Annotated in this window: 15 protein-coding genes; 2 read left to right on the forward strand and 13 right to left on the reverse strand. The window is 37.0% G+C overall.

The features are described from left to right. Positions 1-156 precede the first annotated feature (156 nt). From ACTYBU_RS07285 to ACTYBU_RS07320, 8 genes are all read right to left on the reverse strand, one after another. Complete coding sequence (locus ACTYBU_RS07285; RefSeq protein ID WP_445488420.1) at positions 157-2,070, reverse strand: stage V sporulation protein D; 1,914 nt, start codon at positions 2,068-2,070, stop codon at positions 157-159. Between the two features lie 304 nt (positions 2,071-2,374). Further along, the gene (locus tag ACTYBU_RS07290; RefSeq protein ID WP_445488422.1) at positions 2,375-4,534 is read right to left on the reverse strand and encodes a penicillin-binding protein; all 2,160 of its coding nucleotides are present in this window, start codon (positions 4,532-4,534) and stop codon (positions 2,375-2,377) included. After that, positions 4,534-4,893, reverse strand: a complete 360-nt coding sequence (gene ftsL, locus ACTYBU_RS07295) for a cell division protein FtsL (protein WP_445488424.1) — start codon at positions 4,891-4,893, stop codon at positions 4,534-4,536. The genes ACTYBU_RS07290 and ftsL overlap by 1 nt, the downstream gene beginning before the upstream one ends. 20 nt (positions 4,894-4,913) lie before the next feature. After that, on the reverse strand, positions 4,914-5,849 hold the full coding sequence (gene rsmH / locus ACTYBU_RS07300; protein WP_445488426.1) for a 16S rRNA (cytosine(1402)-N(4))-methyltransferase RsmH: 936 nt from the start codon (positions 5,847-5,849) through the stop codon (positions 4,914-4,916). A 389-nt stretch (positions 5,850-6,238) separates the two neighbouring features. Further along, positions 6,239-6,670: a division/cell wall cluster transcriptional repressor MraZ gene (gene mraZ, locus ACTYBU_RS07305; RefSeq protein WP_445488428.1), complete on the reverse strand. Its 432-nt coding sequence runs from the start codon at positions 6,668-6,670 to the stop codon at positions 6,239-6,241. 632 nt (positions 6,671-7,302) lie between these two features. Beyond that, on the reverse strand, positions 7,303-8,937 hold the full coding sequence (gene bshC / locus ACTYBU_RS07310; protein WP_445488430.1) for a bacillithiol biosynthesis cysteine-adding enzyme BshC: 1,635 nt from the start codon (positions 8,935-8,937) through the stop codon (positions 7,303-7,305). 638 nt (positions 8,938-9,575) lie between these two features. Further along, entirely contained in the window at positions 9,576-9,974 is a 399-nt protein-coding gene (locus ACTYBU_RS07315) for a DUF3397 domain-containing protein (protein WP_445488432.1), read from the reverse strand. After that, positions 9,971-10,885, reverse strand: a complete 915-nt coding sequence (locus tag ACTYBU_RS07320; protein ID WP_445488434.1) for a 2-dehydropantoate 2-reductase — start codon at positions 10,883-10,885, stop codon at positions 9,971-9,973. Before ACTYBU_RS07320 ends, ACTYBU_RS07315 begins: the two co-directional genes overlap by 4 nt. Positions 10,886-11,207: 322 nt before the next feature. On the opposite strand from ACTYBU_RS07320, the gene ACTYBU_RS07325 reads away from it, so the two are divergent. Beyond that, the gene (locus ACTYBU_RS07325) at positions 11,208-11,630 is read left to right on the forward strand and encodes a GNAT family N-acetyltransferase (RefSeq protein ID WP_445488436.1); all 423 of its coding nucleotides are present in this window, start codon (positions 11,208-11,210) and stop codon (positions 11,628-11,630) included. 136 nt (positions 11,631-11,766) lie between these two features. Here the strand turns inward: ACTYBU_RS07325 and ACTYBU_RS07330 are convergent, their stop codons facing one another. The 4 genes from ACTYBU_RS07330 to ACTYBU_RS07345 all read right to left on the reverse strand — a co-directional run bounded on the left by ACTYBU_RS07330 (position 11,767) and on the right by ACTYBU_RS07345 (position 13,778). Further along, a complete protein-coding gene (locus ACTYBU_RS07330) occupies positions 11,767-12,330 on the reverse strand; it encodes an RsfA family transcriptional regulator (protein WP_445488438.1) in 564 nt (187 codons plus the stop codon). A gap of 124 nt (positions 12,331-12,454) precedes the next feature. Further along, positions 12,455-12,913, reverse strand: coding sequence for a DUF523 domain-containing protein (locus ACTYBU_RS07335; RefSeq protein WP_445488440.1), 459 nt, complete (start codon positions 12,911-12,913; stop codon positions 12,455-12,457). Between the two features lie 83 nt (positions 12,914-12,996). Beyond that, positions 12,997-13,170: a 50S ribosomal protein L32 gene (rpmF, locus tag ACTYBU_RS07340; RefSeq protein ID WP_016200993.1), complete on the reverse strand. Its 174-nt coding sequence runs from the start codon at positions 13,168-13,170 to the stop codon at positions 12,997-12,999. A gap of 98 nt (positions 13,171-13,268) precedes the next feature. Beyond that, entirely contained in the window at positions 13,269-13,778 is a 510-nt protein-coding gene (locus tag ACTYBU_RS07345; protein ID WP_445488442.1) for a YceD family protein, read from the reverse strand. A gap of 428 nt (positions 13,779-14,206) precedes the next feature. On the opposite strand from ACTYBU_RS07345, the gene ACTYBU_RS07350 reads away from it, so the two are divergent. Then, a complete protein-coding gene (locus ACTYBU_RS07350; protein ID WP_445488443.1) occupies positions 14,207-15,418 on the forward strand; it encodes a nucleotidyltransferase in 1,212 nt (403 codons plus the stop codon). Between the two features lie 93 nt (positions 15,419-15,511). Here ACTYBU_RS07350 and ACTYBU_RS07355 read toward each other — a convergent pair whose 3' ends face one another. Continuing rightward, complete coding sequence (locus ACTYBU_RS07355; protein WP_445488445.1) at positions 15,512-16,303, reverse strand: patatin-like phospholipase family protein; 792 nt, start codon at positions 16,301-16,303, stop codon at positions 15,512-15,514. Positions 16,304-16,673 lie beyond the last annotated feature (370 nt).

The following is a 16,673-nucleotide window of genomic DNA, read 5'->3' on the forward strand; positions in this document are numbered from 1 at the left end:
TTTTTCCGCTTCTTTTTCGAATATCAACGCTCCATTTGGAAAGTCGTCATCTTTTTATCCCATTCTTAACGAGCAGTAAAACCCCCACTGATGGAAGGTTCACTTTATCTGTCTATTCCTGATTATATGATAAAAAGGCGGTGCAGACGCCGCCCTTTAATCATTATAATATATTCTTATCGTAGATCCTTCCTTTACTTTGGACCCTGGTTTTGGTGATTGTTTGATGACTGTATCTCCACTACCGCTTGAATCAATTTTCAAGTTAAGAAATATTTCGCTGATTTCTTTTTTATCAATTCCAACAAAATCTGGAACTTTTATTAAAGGAGTATCCGGATATTTATATTTTTTTTCCAGCTGACCTTTTTGTTCTTTTACTCCCATGGCCCGAAGACTGTCTCCCATAATCTTCCCGACAATTGGCGCAGCAACTACTCCACCAAATTGAACGGTACCTTTCGGGTTATCAACTGCCACATACACAACCAGCTGAGGATCATTTGCTGGGGCAAAACCGATAAACGATACAATAAAGTTATTTTCTAAATATTTCCCCCCAGAAGCTTTTTGCGCCGTACCTGTTTTTCCGCCGACACGATATCCTTCTACAAAGGCTTTTCCCCCACTTCCTTGGGCGACAACACTTTCCAATGCTTCTCTGACTTTTTTGGATGTTTCTTCCGATATAACCCTTCTTTTTGCAACTGGACTTTTCTCCATAACCACTTCATTTGTGACGGGGTCAATTAATTCTTTTGCCACATATGGCGTATAAAGTGTTCCCCCATTAATTGCAGCGGATAAAGCTGCAACCTGCTGAATCGGCGTAACAGCAACCCCTTGTCCGAATGCAGTTGTCGCCTGCTCCACTGGACCTACTTTATCTAAATTAAACAATATTCCTTTCGACTCTCCTTGAAGATCAATACCCGTTTTTTCGCCAAAACCAAAGTTGCGGATATACTGAAACAATTTATCCTTTCCTAATCTCTCACCGAGTTTGACAAAACCTGGGTTGCAGGAGTTTTGCACTACTTCCAAAAACGATTGAGATCCATGTCCGCCCCGCTTCCAGCATTTTAGTTTAGCTCCCCCTACTTCTGCATAACCTGGATCATAGAAGTGGTCATTATGCAAATCAACCTTTCCTTCTTGCAATGCTGCTGCCAAAGTAATAATTTTAAAGGTTGATCCCGGCTCATAAGCACTCCATATCGGAAGGTTGCGGTTGTATATATCTGGTGAAACATTTTTAAAATCTGCAGGATCAAAACCAGGTCTGTTGGACATGCCAAGCACTTCACCTGTTTTTGGGTTCATCGCGATGGCGATAATAGAGTCTGGATTATATGTTTGCTCCGCGATATCCAGCTCTCTTTCCATAATGGTCTGTATTTTAGTATCAATTGTCAGTTTCAAATTGTACCCATTTTTTGGTGCTTCATAATCATCTGCCATATCATTCATCCGTTGTCCCTTTGCATCTGAATAATATTGAACAGATCCTTTTTTTCCTTTTAATGCATCATCATATTCTAATTCCAATCCAATTAATCCTTGATTATCGATTCCTGCAAATCCTAAAACATGGGACAAATAATTGCCAAAAGGATACGACCTTTTTGAATCCTCTCCAATATATACTCCATCTATATCCAATGCTCTTACTTTTTTTGCTTTCTCATGAGATATTTTTCTACCTTCCGGCAAGCGTACACTCATTTCTTTTTTGATGATTTCCTTATAAATGGATTCTTTATCCGCTTCAAGCACTCCTGCCAATTTTTCAGCCGCGCCAGCTGGATCTTTAATTTGCCTTGGAACAATATAGATAGTGGGTGCACTTATATTCGTTGCAAGCGCCACTCCATTTCTGTCTTCGATTTCTCCCCTTTGCGGCTCAAATTGAATTTGTCTGCTCCATAGGCTTTTTGCTTTTGCTGTTAATTCATTTCCTAAAAAAAACTGAACATATGCCAATCGCAAATCAATAATAAAAAATATCAATATCCCTGATAGTAATGCTATCATTAACCGTTTTCGAACGGTTACGTTTGATACCCGCATAATAGAAAGAACCTCCTTTAAAACTTGCTCGTTCCAATATATGCTTGTACTACTTTGAATAGAACGCCATTTCAAAGAAGTGTATTAGCAGTGGTGTGAAGGAAGAGAGGGTGTGGAGAAGGTAGTAATTGAAAGCTTTTTCTATTTGAGTTTTTGGTCGATTTCAGTCTTTTTTTGCATTTCTTACATTATTTTTGTCTGTTTTATTTCATTTCTCAGTGTTCCTGTAGTCTCTCATATATTCATGCGTTCCTCGCCTTCTACCATGTAAAAAAACGCACTTGTTAAAAGTGCGTTTCCAGCCTTACTCCATTTTTTTCAATTTAATGGTTAATGTTTCATTTCCTTTTACTGTGGTTCCAGCTTTTATGCTTTGTGAACTTACATATCCGCTGCCGCTTGTTTTTAATTTTACTCCCGTTAATTCCGTTACTTTTAACACATCTCGTAATGACCAGCCTTTTATATTTGGCATGGTTGCTTTTCCATCTGTTTGCAACAGCACTTTTCCACCTTCTAAATACGATTCAGATGCTTGTGGCAATTGGGAGGTGATGGTATCTCCTTTACCAATTACTACTGTCTGCAAGCTATGATTTCTTAATACTTTTTCTGCCTCATTTAAGGAAAGATCTATTACATCTGGAACGTTAAGCGACTGAGTAACAGATGGTTTAGCGGATGGTTTTATTTCCATATACTGCAGGCTGCTTTTCATCACAGAAGTAAATATTTCTGATACAGGATCAGATCCTACTTTACCGGTTTCCAGCTCTGGCTGCTGGACAGCTACATACATCACTAATTCTGGATCATCTTTCGGCGCCATCCCCATAAAGGAAAAGACATAGTTGCTTTCCCCAGTCATATAGCCTCCGCCGCTTTTAGGAATGGATGCAGTACCAGTTTTCCCTGCCACATCATATCCCTCAATCTTATATTTTTTACCTGTTCCATTTTTGCTGGTGATAACCGTTTCCAAATAATCGCGGACTTGCTTTGCAGTTGCTGCAGAAATTGGATAGCCGGCAACTTCAGTTGCTGTTTTTTTCACCACATTATTTGTGTTGCTATCCACAATTTTATCAATTACATGAGGCTTGACCATTTTGCCGTTATTTGCAATGGCTGTTACTGCCTGGATTTGCTGAATAGGCGTCAAAGCAGTTCCTTGTCCGTAAGCGGTTGTTACTTTTTCAACCGGCCATGTAAAAGCAATCGAACTGTTTGCTTCATGGGGCAAATCAATGCCTGTTGGCTGATCCAACCCGAATTTGGTTAAATACTCTCTTAAGCTTTCAAACCCTAATTTTTCTTTGGCAATTTTTGCAAATGCAACATTAGAAGAACGCTGCAAGCCTTCTAAGTAGGTAATAGTTCCCCATCCCACTCGATTATGATCATGAATAGGTATTGAATTTGCTGTTACCTTGTATGAACCGGATTTATATTTGCCATCTGGATTAAAAACGCCTTCTTCCACTGCTGCTGCAAGGGTAAAAATCTTCATCGTAGAACCTGGCTCAAAGGATGTTTCGATCGCTTCATTATGCCAGGTTTGATTGATTCCTTCCCTTGTAGCAGAATTAAAGGTTGGTCGTTGGCTCATTGCTAGAATTTCCCCTGTTTTCGGGTTGGCAACAATGGCGATTATTTTTTTGGGATTATATTCCTTATTTACTTTGGTCATTGTATTTTCTAAAAAGGATTGAATCTTTTTATCTAACGTTAAATACACATTATCCCCATTTTTGGCTGGAACTACATCTTCTTTGCTGTTAGGAAGAATATAGCCCCATATATCCCGTTTATAGGTCATATAGCCATCTGTGCCAGTCAATAATTTATTTAAGCTTTGTTCTACACCGAGCTTTCCTGTTTCAGTATACTTGCCGGTTTGTTCATCTTCTTTTTCTTCAACAAAGCCGATGACATGGGAAGCAAACGTTCCATTCGGATAATTGCGCTTTTGCCCTTCTACAATCGCAATGCCTGGAAGGTTTAAATTTTCTATTTTCTTTTTTGCTTCATAAGAAAGATCTCTTCCTGCACTGCCAAACTCTACTTGTTTCGCTCCCTTTTTTGTTAATATTCTAAAAATCTCCGACTCTTCTAAATCAATATACTTGGCCAGCTCTTTTGCCGTTTTTTCTGGATCTTTCACATGAACTGGGTGCTTTGGATCATTTTCACTTAAGCTGCTGTCTGTAATTGCAACAAGTTTGTACGAAGATGCATCTTCTGCAATCACCTCACCTTTGCGGTCAAGAATGCTTCCTCTTTTTGCTTCCAGACGTTTTTCCGAAGTATATTTTTTTTCTGCTTTTGCTGCAAGCACTGCTCCAGAAACCTCTCCTGTTGCCTGAATGGAGAAAAATCGGATAATCAAAACAAAAAAGAGCAGACAAAATAGTAAAAACAAAATGGCTGCTCCAAGATTAATATTTGGCTGTTTTCGAATCATTATTGCACAACCTTCACATTGTCTTTACTAAATGTCAATCCTAATTTTTCTGCTACCTGTCTAATTCTTTCATAGCTGCTTAAATCTTTTACCTCAATATCCAATTCTTTATTTGATTTTTCCATTTTATTTATCGAGCTTTGAGCAATTTGGATATCTTTATTCACTTGATAAATATCCGCTTGATTGCCGACCATTTTTACTGCACCAAAGCAGAGAAGCGCTGCAAAAGCTACACCAAGCACCTTTTCTCCAGGAGATAATAATGCGTTTGTCTGTTTAATTACCTTTTTAACCGTATGCTGCTGCTGTTCACTTTGATAATTTTCTTCTTGAAGCTTTCTAGCTAAATTGCTCATGTTATTACCTCCTAGATTCCCTATAATATTTTTTCTGCTATACGCAGTTTAGCGGATCTTGCTCGATTGTTCTCTTCTAATTCTTGTTGTGACGGAATAATCGGCTTTCTTGAAATAAGCTTTAGTTCCGGCTTAAACTCGTCTGGTATTACTGGCAGGCCAGGCGGTAAATTTGGCAGATCACTGGCTTTTTTAAACGTTGCTTTGCAAATTCTATCTTCTAGAGAGTGGAAAGTAATGACACTGATCCGTCCCCCTTTGTTTAACAAAGAAATTGCTTGCGTCAACGATGATTCGAATACTCCCAGCTCATCATTTACAGCGATGCGGATTGCCTGGAATACTCTTTTTGCCGGATGCCCCCCTTTGCGTCTTGCAGGTGCTGGAATGCCCTCTTTAATCAACTCCACCAGTTGACCTGTTGTTTCAATTGGATGAACACTTCTTGCTGCCTCAATTTTCCTCGCAATTTGTTTCGAGAATTTTTCTTCGCCGTAGCGGAAAAAGATTTTCACCAACTGCTCATAACTCCAAGAATTAACTACATCATATGCCGTTACGTCTCCATCATGATCCATCCGCATATCAAGCGGTGCATCGTGGTGGTAGCTGAAACCACGTTCTGGTGTATCTAATTGCGGTGAAGAAACGCCTAAATCGTACAAAATGCCATCAACATGAAAGATGCCCAGCTTGTGAAGCTCATCTTGCAAATGGACGAAATTGCTTTTTACAATCGTTAATTTTTCTTTTGACGCCTCCAGCCTTTTTTCTGCATTGGCAATCGCAATATCATCTTGATCAAAAGCGATTAATCTTCCTTTATCTGATAGTTTAGAAAGAATCAATTCACTATGACCTGCACCTCCAAGGGTACAATCAACATAAATTCCATCTGGCCGAATATTTAAAGCATCGACCGCTTCATTAAGTAATACAGTAGTATGATTAAACATGTTGTCCACCTGTCTATAGTTTTTTCATAAAATTATGTGTATGTATGGAATGTCTATAAAGTAAACTTCCATCATTGGGTTTTTTTTCCGCATCCCCCAATGATGGTTAGTTGAGTTCCACAGGATGTGGATCACACAAACGTTGCCACAGGAAGTGGCGTTCTTAGTTTGTGTACCTCTCACTCGGACCTTTCCGGGCAGTTATCCCCCACCTAGCTTCCTCGATTTCTCAGCATCTTGAGATGGGGGCCTTACTGCCCGTTAAGAGTGGGATAAAGATTTCCACCATTTTTGAGCAAATGATGCTTTTTCCCTAACACAAATTCCACTTTCCCTAATTTATCGGTGAAAGCACTCCAAAATGGGAAGATTGATTTGCAGTAAAAACTTTAAATATCAAACCCAATCATATTTTCTGCAATTTCGGCAAAAGAATCCTCTGATTCGGAAAAATAATCTTCCCATAGATTTTTGCTCCAAATTTCTATACGATTGGAAACCCCTAAAATAACACATTCTTTTTCTAATTTCGCATATTGAAATAACGGGGAGGCAATATTGATGCGCCCTTGTTTGTCTAGTTCGCATTCTGTTGCTCCCGAGAAGAAAAAACGGGTAAAAGCTCGAGCGTCTTTTTTCGTAAGAGGAAGTGCTTTTAATTTTTCTTCAATAATATTCCACTCATTTAATGGGTAGCCAAATAAACATTGATCCAGTCCGCGGGTTAAAATAAAGGTTTCTCCAAGGTCCTCCCTAAATTTTGCAGGCACAATCAAACGGCCTTTCGTATCAACATTATGATGATATTCGCCCATAAACATACCTGCTACCCCCACTTCCTAACCTCAATGTACCACATTCCCCCACTTTCCTCCACTTATATATTAGATTCTATCTATTTACATATTATCCTGCAAGAAAAATAGTATAATTTTTAAAAAGGAATCTTCTTCCTTTTCGTATTCTTTCTACTTTTAGCCTGTTTATTCGTTCTCCTCACACCATAAAAGTGATGGTGTTGGCTACTTCGGATTAAAAAGAAGGCTCTTTTTGTATAGATTTTTGTTATTTAACCCACACTTCACTTTCCAGGGGGAGAGCGCCGATCCTCCTCGTCGCTCGTCCCGCAGGAGTCTACGTATATTCAGGCTGCTCAGTAATTCTAAAGGATTTTTCAACTTAATAAAAAGAAACAAACTTTTAAAAAACAGCCAAAATAAAAATAATATATCCAATTGGATCTTTACAGGCAGTTATCCCCTCCTAGCTTCCTCAATTCTAGGCATCTTGAGGTGGGGGGTCTTACCGCCCGTTAAGAGTGAGATAAAGGATTCTTCTTTTTTCTGTTTATCCACCTATCCTTAAATAAAGGATGAGTAGAAGGAAAACATCCTTTCTCTTTTCTTCCCCAAAAAAAAGAAAGGCTCCCAAATAGAGAACCTTTCCCAAAAAGCTATAATTTTATGACCTTATGATTTCCATCAAACTCCATGGAAAACTTCATTAACTCATCTAAAAAATCCAAGCCATACTTATTGAGAAAATACGTAATATTCCATATACGTTCTTGTGGAGAATCGTCTGGCTTCATATTTCGTTCAATTCGATTAAATTTATTGACAATCACTTCATGTTTTTGTTTAACTGAATCGTCTACTTTCATTTCCATAAAATCCAATTGCTTTATTAAGAAGTTTTCATTCTTTTTTAAAAGTGGCAGCAGCCCTTTCACATCTTTTGCCACTTCCTCTTCTAACCGCGAATAATTCTCTTTGATATTTTCTTTTACAAGGTTTAATATCTCTCTGATTTTTTCATTCCCTACAGAATCTAAAAATTGATCGCATTTTTCTTTTGTTCCAGAGACAATGACCTCTGAAATATCTAACTGCAATTCTGCCATATCTGCTTCCACACAACGCTCCATCAGGGTAATATTCAATCTCGGTACGATTGGAGGCATTTTTATCCCTAGACACTCAAAAGCTTTTTTTAATTCAGCCCAATAGGCTATTTCGCCGGGCCCCCCGATAAAAGCTAAGGTTGGAAATAGTAAATCTTGTGTAATTGGCCTCGTAACAACATTGTTGCTTAATTTGTTGGGGAATTCGCTCGCGATTTCCTTTAATTGTTCTTTGCTGTATTGAACCGTTCCATCTTTTCCGATAAACATATTCTGCCGGGCATCAAACTGCAGCAGCACTCTTTCTTTTTTATCTTCATCATAATAAAAAAGATTGGCGGGATTTTCACTCATTTCAATGACAAGGGGATAACCAGCTTTTTTCACAATCTCCTGCTGTTCTATTACCCTTTCAGCAAGCATTTCTGCATGTTCGATTTGCTTTAAAAATATTTCTTTTTCTAATAAGCGTAAATTTTCATCTCCAGAATCAACTAACAGCAAGCCATATTCTTTGAAAAGCCCCATTGTTATATAGCTAAACAAATCCACGAATGTTTCCGATTGAGCCACTCCGTCTTTTAAAAAGCTCAACAAAGAATGAGAAAATTCCGTTTCGCCATAGCATTCGATAATACCTTCTATCCATTCGAAGCAAATTTTCTTATCCAATGGAATATCGGAAGCCATTCTCTTATCGATGACTTTTTGTGAATAAACCTTTTTTTCCATTTTTTCTTTACCAGGGGTATAAAGATGGTTTATTTCTAAATAATCATGATCCTCTCCAGCAATCCAAAATATCGGAACAACCGGGATACCCAATTCTTTTTCCTTTTCCTCTGCCAGCAAAGTAATGCTGATTACTTTATGGATGGAATAAAGCGGTCCAGTTAAAATCCCTGCCTGCTGACCACCTATCACAACAACACTATCTTTTTTTCGAAGTTTCTTTATTGATTGTTGAACAGATGGTGAAGAAGGAAATTTCTTCATATATTTCTCGATATAATCAGCTGCTTCAGTCCTCATAAACTGACGCGTTTTTAATTCCTTTATTCTTTCTTCGTAACTGCTGTTATCACGGAAAGAATAATGAAAAAAATTCATGATCCCCTTTGTTTGCAAACAATAATCTGTCACAAACTTATTCGCCGTCTGCAACGAGAGATTTATCATCTCCATTTATGTACTCCCCTTTTTAAACACTAGATTTCATTTATGTCAAATGATAATGCATACCCTTTAATAATTAATCATTCTTTATATATAATAGTAACCGCCTTTGGCTGCTTTGATTATGCACAAGATACCATTTATCCAATCTTTGCATACATAAAGAGTATATCATCCCCTAAATTAAAAGGAAAAAAACTTTGCTTGGGATTTCATGATTTTCTTTAAGAAAAGCGCAAGCGCCCTTGCTCATCGACGTAAAAAGCTGAGGTCCACAGGATGTGGATTACACAAACGAAGACATAAGGACGTGGCGGTTTTAGTTTTGTGTTCCTTGAAGAGATAAAGGAAACACGAAGAGCGCAAGCGTCGATGTTGACTATGCAAGCGAGGTGAGGGAAGCGTTGAAGTCGATAGGGCGCTTGCGCTAGACACCCGTCAGACTTCAGAAAACTTATACTTTCTTATATTATGAAAATTGGGATGGAACTACGCTTTTTTCCACAGGAAGAAATGACATCGGAAAGCCGTATTCTTTATATGTAGCCAACTGTTCACAGATGGTTTTATCGGCTCAACCACCTTTATTTAGTTCTGCTCTGCCTATCATCTCATTTGCATGTTTGCTATGGTGAACCTTTAGCTTCCTATGACGAGAAAGCAACCGATGTTAGCATAAAATAAATCAATCCATAGACCATTAAGAGTAAATACGTGCAAAAAAACAACAGAAAATTTACTCTCCAAAAGCCGCGGAAAACTTTTTTATAATTGATTTCTTCTTTTATTTTCCAATGTAAAAAAACGAGGATTATGCCAATCATTAAAATAGTGAGGATTATGTAGGATAAATAAGACTTTCCCCAGATTGATTCCATTAAAAAGTGAACAGAAATAATAAAAAAAATGGTACTGACATCTAAAGCGAGATGTACAGAAAGCCGATGTTTTCTTGTCCATTGTTTGCACACAATAAACACAAGGAAATAACAAATAATTGGAAACATAATAAAAAAGCTTATAATGGATGTTGTGATCGTAATCATTTCCCCAGTCCTTCCTGCTCCGTCTCCTTCCCTTTTATCATAAAATAATATGTTTTTGTTAAGGAAGCGTTTATCTTTTTTTTGTTTGCTTCTTCCAATAGATACCCTAAAATGCTATCAACTTCTGTACGTCTCTTTTCATCCAAATCTTTTAACATAGACGATTTGTTGTCTGCCGTCTGTTTTATTACATCCAGTACATAAGAAAAATATTGATCTTTTTCTTCCTTGTTTAATGAAAGTATTGCGGCTATTTCTGACATAAAAGCTTCCATCAAAGGAAAATAGAACTTGTTTTGCAAAAGCTCCCCATTTCTTGCCTGCAAAATACTAGTTAATGTATTCACAATACTATTAACAACCAGCTTCTTTTTCATCATAAATAAATAATTCTGTTCCTCTTTTATTAAAAAAGAAGCATCAGCCTCTTGTATAAGCTTTTTCAACATTGGTTCCATAACAGGATGCAGTGCAGATAGCTTTATCGCGCCAATTCCTAAATGGTGAACAGTATGTTCATTTATCTTTACCGCTCCATGCTCGACAACGCCAACCATCAGGCGATTTGTAGATAGCGTTTGCAAGATATTTAAATGACTCATGCCATTTTGAAGAAATAGCAGTCCTTTTATATGATCATGATGCTGCTTGATTTGTTTAAAGACAGGTTCTAATTGATACTGCTTTACTGTCACAATCGTTAAATCTTCGTTTGCTGACCAATTGTCTACTGACTCTGCACGGACAATTGTTTGTTCAATATCTACTCCTCTTTTATAGGCTACTCCCTTTTGCTGCAGCAGCTTCAGTTGTTTCTCTGATCGTACATATACGGTTACATCATGGCTTTTCTTTAGAAAAAAAGCACAGAGAAGTCCAATTGCTCCACCGCCAATAATTCCGATTTTCATTATTAAACCTCTACTCATTCATTTTATGTGAACATTTGATAGTTCCATATTACCATTAATCGAAGAAAATGTTTATCTTTAATATTAAACATAAAGTAAAATTTTGTAGATCTCAGAAAGGCAGTAATGGCAGAAACTTCATACTGATCAAATTAAGATGAGAACAACGAAGAAATTTGAAAGCCTCTCATATAAGAAAAATTCCCCCTTCTTCTATTTTTAAGCAATATGGTGTTTAAAAAGAGCAAAAAAGGAAAATGTATAATATAATAATTATGAAAACGTTTCCTTTTTTTCTTTTAAAATGGTTAGGAGGATTAGGATGAATACAATTGTAAAGAAACTGGCAATTAATTATAAAACATTGGAAGAGTTTCAAGACTTTAATAAGAAATCGAAAGACCCTTTATCTATTACAGCTGAATTACAAACAGATTTAGTGGAAAATTCCCTTTCTTCTTCTTTTTTTGGGATGTATGAACAAGATAGACTCATCGGCAGAATGGTGCTGGAACATCCTGCGCAGGAAGGATTCTTACAAGAAGATTGTGTGGAATTGCGCAAAGTAGAAATTTTGCCAGAATACCAGCAAAAAGGATTAGGAAAAGCGTTTATTTCATTTGCTAAACAATTTAATAAACCAATCAAAACATATCCTTTTAATCATTCTCATTCTTTTTGGGAAAAACTTCATTTTGCACCGATCAAAGATAATCCGGATACACCTTATATGTGGACACCTTAAGAAAAGATTTCTTTCTTCTTATGTTTTTCTCCTTTTCATAAACAGGAGAAGGAATAAAAAAGGAATCCGAGAGCAGACTTTGACCGCTTCGTGATTCCTTCGTCTTAATGAACAGCTATTGCTGGAACAAACATTTCTAAACCTTCTGCTGCTTATCCTCTTCCTTTAAAACAACCATCTGTCTTGCCTTCTCCATTAATTCCACTAACGCTTTATACGCTTCTTCTATTACATTTAGTTCTTTTTGCAGCTTTGTATTTTCTGCAGATAATTGAGTCACTTTTTCTTCTAACAGCAAAGTTTTTTCTTTAGATTCGCTATTATCATTCTGCTCTTCCCATTTTAATGATTTATAATATATTTCTTTTAAATAGATAAGTACTTCCTCAAAATCTTTTTTTGCTTCTATTTGTTCAGTATATACAGGAACAGGCGCTTCCTTTTCCTCTTCTTCTACCAGCATGCTGGCTTTTTTCAGCAATTTCCGCTGTTTTTTTGCTAATTCAATTCCAGATTTATATTGTTTTCTAACATAGGAATTCCAGCGAAACCCACATGCAGCGCTTGTTCTAGTTAATAATTTTCCAACCTCTTCAAAAGCTTGGAGCTGTGTTCCGCCTTCTCTAATTAAACGCAGCACTATCTCAGCCAGCAGTATATCTTCATCTTTTGACCAGGCATCTTGTCTTGTTGTCGACATCAGTAAATCCCTCCTAGTGTTTTTTATTCATACATATGCATCTACTAGAAAAGATAGACTGATATCATGCCGGAATATAAAAAAACATTTATTGCTATATCCTAAAAAGCTAGTCTTTATTCATTTATTTGAGGAGATAGGTAAGTTCCTCCTCTGAAATAACTTTTATGCCATTGCTTTGCAATAAAGCTGTCGTAACACCCATTCCTTCGATTTTCTTTCCCTCAAATGCACCGTTATAAATAAAGGAGCTCCCGCAGGATGGACTGCTTTCCTTTAAAACTACCATTGTTGCACCAAGCTCTTGTGCTATTTTTAATGTCTTATATGCCCCACCGATATAAAGAGCTGTTACATCCGCTCCACTTTGCTCCATCACTTGCGCTCTTCCATTTAGCACGTCTTGGCCATCTCCTCCTACTATTTCAGCTGGTTCTCTCGGAGTATGAAACCCTCCCAGCAATTCAGGACAAACTGCCATCGCTTTTTTTTCATGAATTAGCTGCTGTATTTTATGATTCAGGCTATGTGTTCCGTTATAACGCACCATTAGACCTGCTAAACAAGAGCTGACAATTATCATCTAAATTCCCCCATTTTATTTAAATAAATAAACGAAAAAAAGCACAGGAACATAGTCCATGTGCTTTTCATTCAAAAGGAAAATTAGTTGCTAACAACTTCTTTACCTTTGTAAGTTCCGCAAGCGCTGCAAACGCGGTGAGCAAGTTTCATTTCACCACAGTTAGGGCATTCTACCATACCAGGCACTTGTAATTTAAAATGTGTACGACGTTTTCTTTTCGCAGTTTTAGATGTTCTTCTAAAAGGTACAGCCATTCTTCCCACCTCCTTAAAGAGTATTAAGAAAGTAATGAGAGCAGAAAAATCTATTCTCAAATGTTTCTTTTGTCTGCCAACGATTAATCGGGCATTCGTTACTTGTTTTCAAAAAACTTAGCAAGCCCAGCAAGACGAGGATCCACTTTGTCCTTTTTCTCTTGCTCTTGGATAACTTCCCAATCATTTCCAGATTGAGGAGCTCCTTCTTCTTTGCTATCTTCACAGAAAACTTGCATAGGTACTTCAAGTAAAAGAATTTCCTCAATGACTGGCATTAAGTCAATCACATCTCCATTTACTTGATGAACTTCCTCTACATCTGTTTCGTAATCGGAAACCTTTAAGAGAAAAGTTTCTGTTGTTTCAACATTAATTGGATAATCCACGTCTACTAAAGTACGAGAGCAAGGCAATACGAGAGACCCTTCTATTTTCAAATGAAAAGTCACTTTTGTAGAATCAATATCTGTTCGACCAGTAATATGCATCGGTGATACATGTCTGATAGTCGGATCAACTGTTTTGATCCCCTCCGCATTTATTGTTTCATTAATAGGCATTTCCTTACTTCGGTATTTTTGCAACTGGCTTAACGTCCATTTCATATATATCACCCCAAGGCAACAAAGGTAATTATAGCTTTCATATAATTATTTGTCAATATTTTTTCTTTACAGCGTTTGAAGACAATCATCTGATCATATCCAGCATTTCTTATCTATTTTACTCTTATAAATAAGAAATGCAACCTTTGTGCAATTTAAACGTCATAGTATAGTAACATCATGTGTTCATCCCTTCTTCAACTTCAACAAACATCTGTACAAATACCATAGAAGTTTTTTTAAAAGCTATACAATTTAAGAAAAATACTTCCTTCGATAAATTATTTCTGCAAATTTTATAGGAGGGTGGCTTCTTCTGATTTGTTGTTGTATTCTTTTTTAAGTAGAATCTATTTTTATTATTTATCTAACCTCTCTTCCTGATTCTTTCCATTTTTCAGGAATGAAAAAAAGGAGAAAATTTATACATGAAAGCTGTTGGCATTATCGTTGAATATAACCCTTTCCATAATGGTCATATCTATCATATACAAAAGGCGAAAGAACAAACAAAAGCAGACATTGTCATTGCTGTAATGAGCGGTCCTTTTTTGCAAAGAGGCGAACCAGCCATTGTGTCAAAATGGCATAGAACAGAAATGGCAATTACAAATGGAGTAGATCTAGTATTGGAGCTTCCCTATGCTTTTGCCACACAGCATGCAGAATTATTTTCTAAGGGAGCTGTTTCTCTTCTTCACAGCATAAAGTGTGATTACCTATGCTTTGGAAGTGAATCTGGCGATATTCAAGCATTTATTGACTCATACAAGTTAATAGAAGAAAATAAAACTATTTATTCAGAACTGCTGAAAAAAAACTTAGAAAAAGGAAACAGCTTCCCAAAAGCTGCTTCTCTTTCTTTTCAAACGATTGGAAAAGAACACAATACATCCTATGTTGACCTAACAAAGCCAAATAATATTTTAGGCTTCCAATATGTAAAAACTGTTTGCTCCATGTCTTATCCTATGGAGCTACATACGATTTCCCGGAGTCAGGCAGATTACCATGACCAGCATTTTCATTCCGGTCATATTGCAAGTGCCACGAGCATCCGCAATGTGCTGTCAGAGGAAAAAGAGATGATGCAAAAGATTCTTCCATTTGTACCTGAAGCAACCGCGAAAATTTTGACAGAGTATCGAGAAGAATATAACTGCTTTCATCATTGGGAAAACTACTGGACTTATCTAAAATTTCGTTTATTGCAAATTTCAAAAGAAGATTTGTCTCAAATATACGAAGTAGAGGAAGGCTTGGAAAATAGACTGCTAGCTGCTGTAAAAAAATCAACATCTTTTCATCAGTTTCTAACAGAGCTAAAGACAAAACGCTATACATGGACTAGACTCCAGCGAGTATGTTTGCATATTCTGACGAATACGAAAAAAAACGAAATGAAAAATCCTGAACCTGCTTTTATTCGTTTATTAGGGAGTACAAAAGCTGGCAGATCCTATTTAAAAGAAAAAAAACAAGAGTTCCTATTGCCTGTTGTCAGCAAACTTTCTGCTTTTCAACATAACCAAATGGACTTGGATATTAAAGCCTCTTCTATTTATGCTCTCGGAGCTCCGCTTTCCAATCAGTATAAACTAGGTGAATTAGAATACAAACAACCCCCCATCATGAAATAACGGCTCCCAGAGTTCATTTGCTTTTTTATTTTTCTCCATCCAACTATTTTCGGATGGAGAAAATAGCATTACTCTCTGAATAGAAATGTACGACTACTGCTGTTTATCAACTTGCCATGTACGGATTAATTCTTTTATATCATCCAGATGCTTTTTGGTTTCTTCTTCCCCCAGCTCAATTATTTTTTTCAAATTGGTAAATGCTTTACTATTAAATATTTCTACCTGTGGGCGTATCATACAATCACTGGCAATTTCCCTGTTGTTAACTAATTCCATCTGCATAATATCAAGGCTTCTCATAATCACATCATATATTGACGTGATTTCAGTTGTTATTTTCACATTGGCAACATCTACTCCTATAATGAGATCAGCTCCCATATCCTTTACTACCGACACTGGTATTCGATCAATCACTCCACCATCCACTAATAAACGTCCTTTAATTTTCTCTGGTACAAAAATGCCCGGAATAGAGATGCTGGCTCGAACCGCTTCCGCAATAGGTCCTTCTGTAAAAACCACTTTTTCTCCTGACAATAAATCAGCAGCTACAATGGCAACGGGTATATCCAAATCCTCAATATTTTTCCCAAATGTAAATAAACGAATAAGTTCTTTCACTTTATTCCCTGCGATAAACCCCATTCTAGGAACGGTAAAATCCAAAAAAAATTTTCGTTTAAAAAACTTCGATAAATCATATAGCCTTTCTACATCTAATCCCGCCCCGTATAGACTGGCCACAATTGCACCGATGCTGCTTCCTGCAATGTAGTCAATTGGAATATCTGCTTCTCTTAGCACCTTAATTACGCCAATATGAGCAAATCCTCTTGCACCACCCGAACCTAAGGCCAACCCTATCCTTGGAGGCTGCATCCTAAACCCTCCATTCATTTTCTTCGTTCTATTAATCTTATGGTCTTTTTTTTTCTGGTATGAGTATATTGAATGATAGGGGGATAAGTAGGACGAGATAATCGATTTTACGATAAAGTGAACCTTTCCATCAGTGGGGGTTTTCTTCATCCCCCACTGATGGTTAGTTAAACTTATCGGATCTTTACGGGCGAGTTTCAACACCTAGCTTCTTCGATTCCTCAGCATCTTGAGGTGGGGATCTTACTGCCCGTTAAGAGTGGGATAAAGTGAACCTTCCATTATTTTTTTACCCAACGTCTTAAATAAATTTTTTCGGCTGTTTATTATCTGCAGTTATCGTTGCAGATTCAGGATTTTTGCCACATAA

It is taken from the genome of Niallia sp. 03133, assembly GCF_052663225.1.

Bases quoted from the DNA above. Each gene is read 5' to 3' on its own strand.
- ACTYBU_RS07285 (WP_445488420.1), bottom strand. From the start codon at position 2,070: ATGCGGGTATCAAACGTAACCGTTCGAAAACGGTTAATGATAGCATTA.
- ACTYBU_RS07290 (WP_445488422.1), bottom strand. From the start codon at position 4,534: ATGATTCGAAAACAGCCAAATATTAATCTTGGAGCAGCCATTTTGTTT.
- ftsL (WP_445488424.1), bottom strand. From the start codon at position 4,893: ATGAGCAATTTAGCTAGAAAGCTTCAAGAAGAAAATTATCAAAGTGAA.
- rsmH (WP_445488426.1), bottom strand. From the start codon at position 5,849: ATGTTTAATCATACTACTGTATTACTTAATGAAGCGGTCGATGCTTTA.
- mraZ (WP_445488428.1), bottom strand. From the start codon at position 6,670: ATGTTTATGGGCGAATATCATCATAATGTTGATACGAAAGGCCGTTTG.
- bshC (WP_445488430.1), bottom strand. From the start codon at position 8,937: ATGGAGATGATAAATCTCTCGTTGCAGACGGCGAATAAGTTTGTGACA.
- ACTYBU_RS07315 (WP_445488432.1), bottom strand. From the start codon at position 9,974: ATGATTACGATCACAACATCCATTATAAGCTTTTTTATTATGTTTCCA.
- ACTYBU_RS07320 (WP_445488434.1), bottom strand. From the start codon at position 10,885: ATGAAAATCGGAATTATTGGCGGTGGAGCAATTGGACTTCTCTGTGCT.
- ACTYBU_RS07325 (WP_445488436.1), top strand. From the start codon at position 11,208: ATGAATACAATTGTAAAGAAACTGGCAATTAATTATAAAACATTGGAA.
- ACTYBU_RS07330 (WP_445488438.1), bottom strand. From the start codon at position 12,330: ATGTCGACAACAAGACAAGATGCCTGGTCAAAAGATGAAGATATACTG.
- ACTYBU_RS07335 (WP_445488440.1), bottom strand. From the start codon at position 12,913: ATGATAATTGTCAGCTCTTGTTTAGCAGGTCTAATGGTGCGTTATAAC.
- rpmF (WP_016200993.1), bottom strand. From the start codon at position 13,170: ATGGCTGTACCTTTTAGAAGAACATCTAAAACTGCGAAAAGAAAACGT.
- ACTYBU_RS07345 (WP_445488442.1), bottom strand. From the start codon at position 13,778: ATGAAATGGACGTTAAGCCAGTTGCAAAAATACCGAAGTAAGGAAATG.
- ACTYBU_RS07350 (WP_445488443.1), top strand. From the start codon at position 14,207: ATGAAAGCTGTTGGCATTATCGTTGAATATAACCCTTTCCATAATGGT.
- ACTYBU_RS07355 (WP_445488445.1), bottom strand. From the start codon at position 16,303: ATGCAGCCTCCAAGGATAGGGTTGGCCTTAGGTTCGGGTGGTGCAAGA.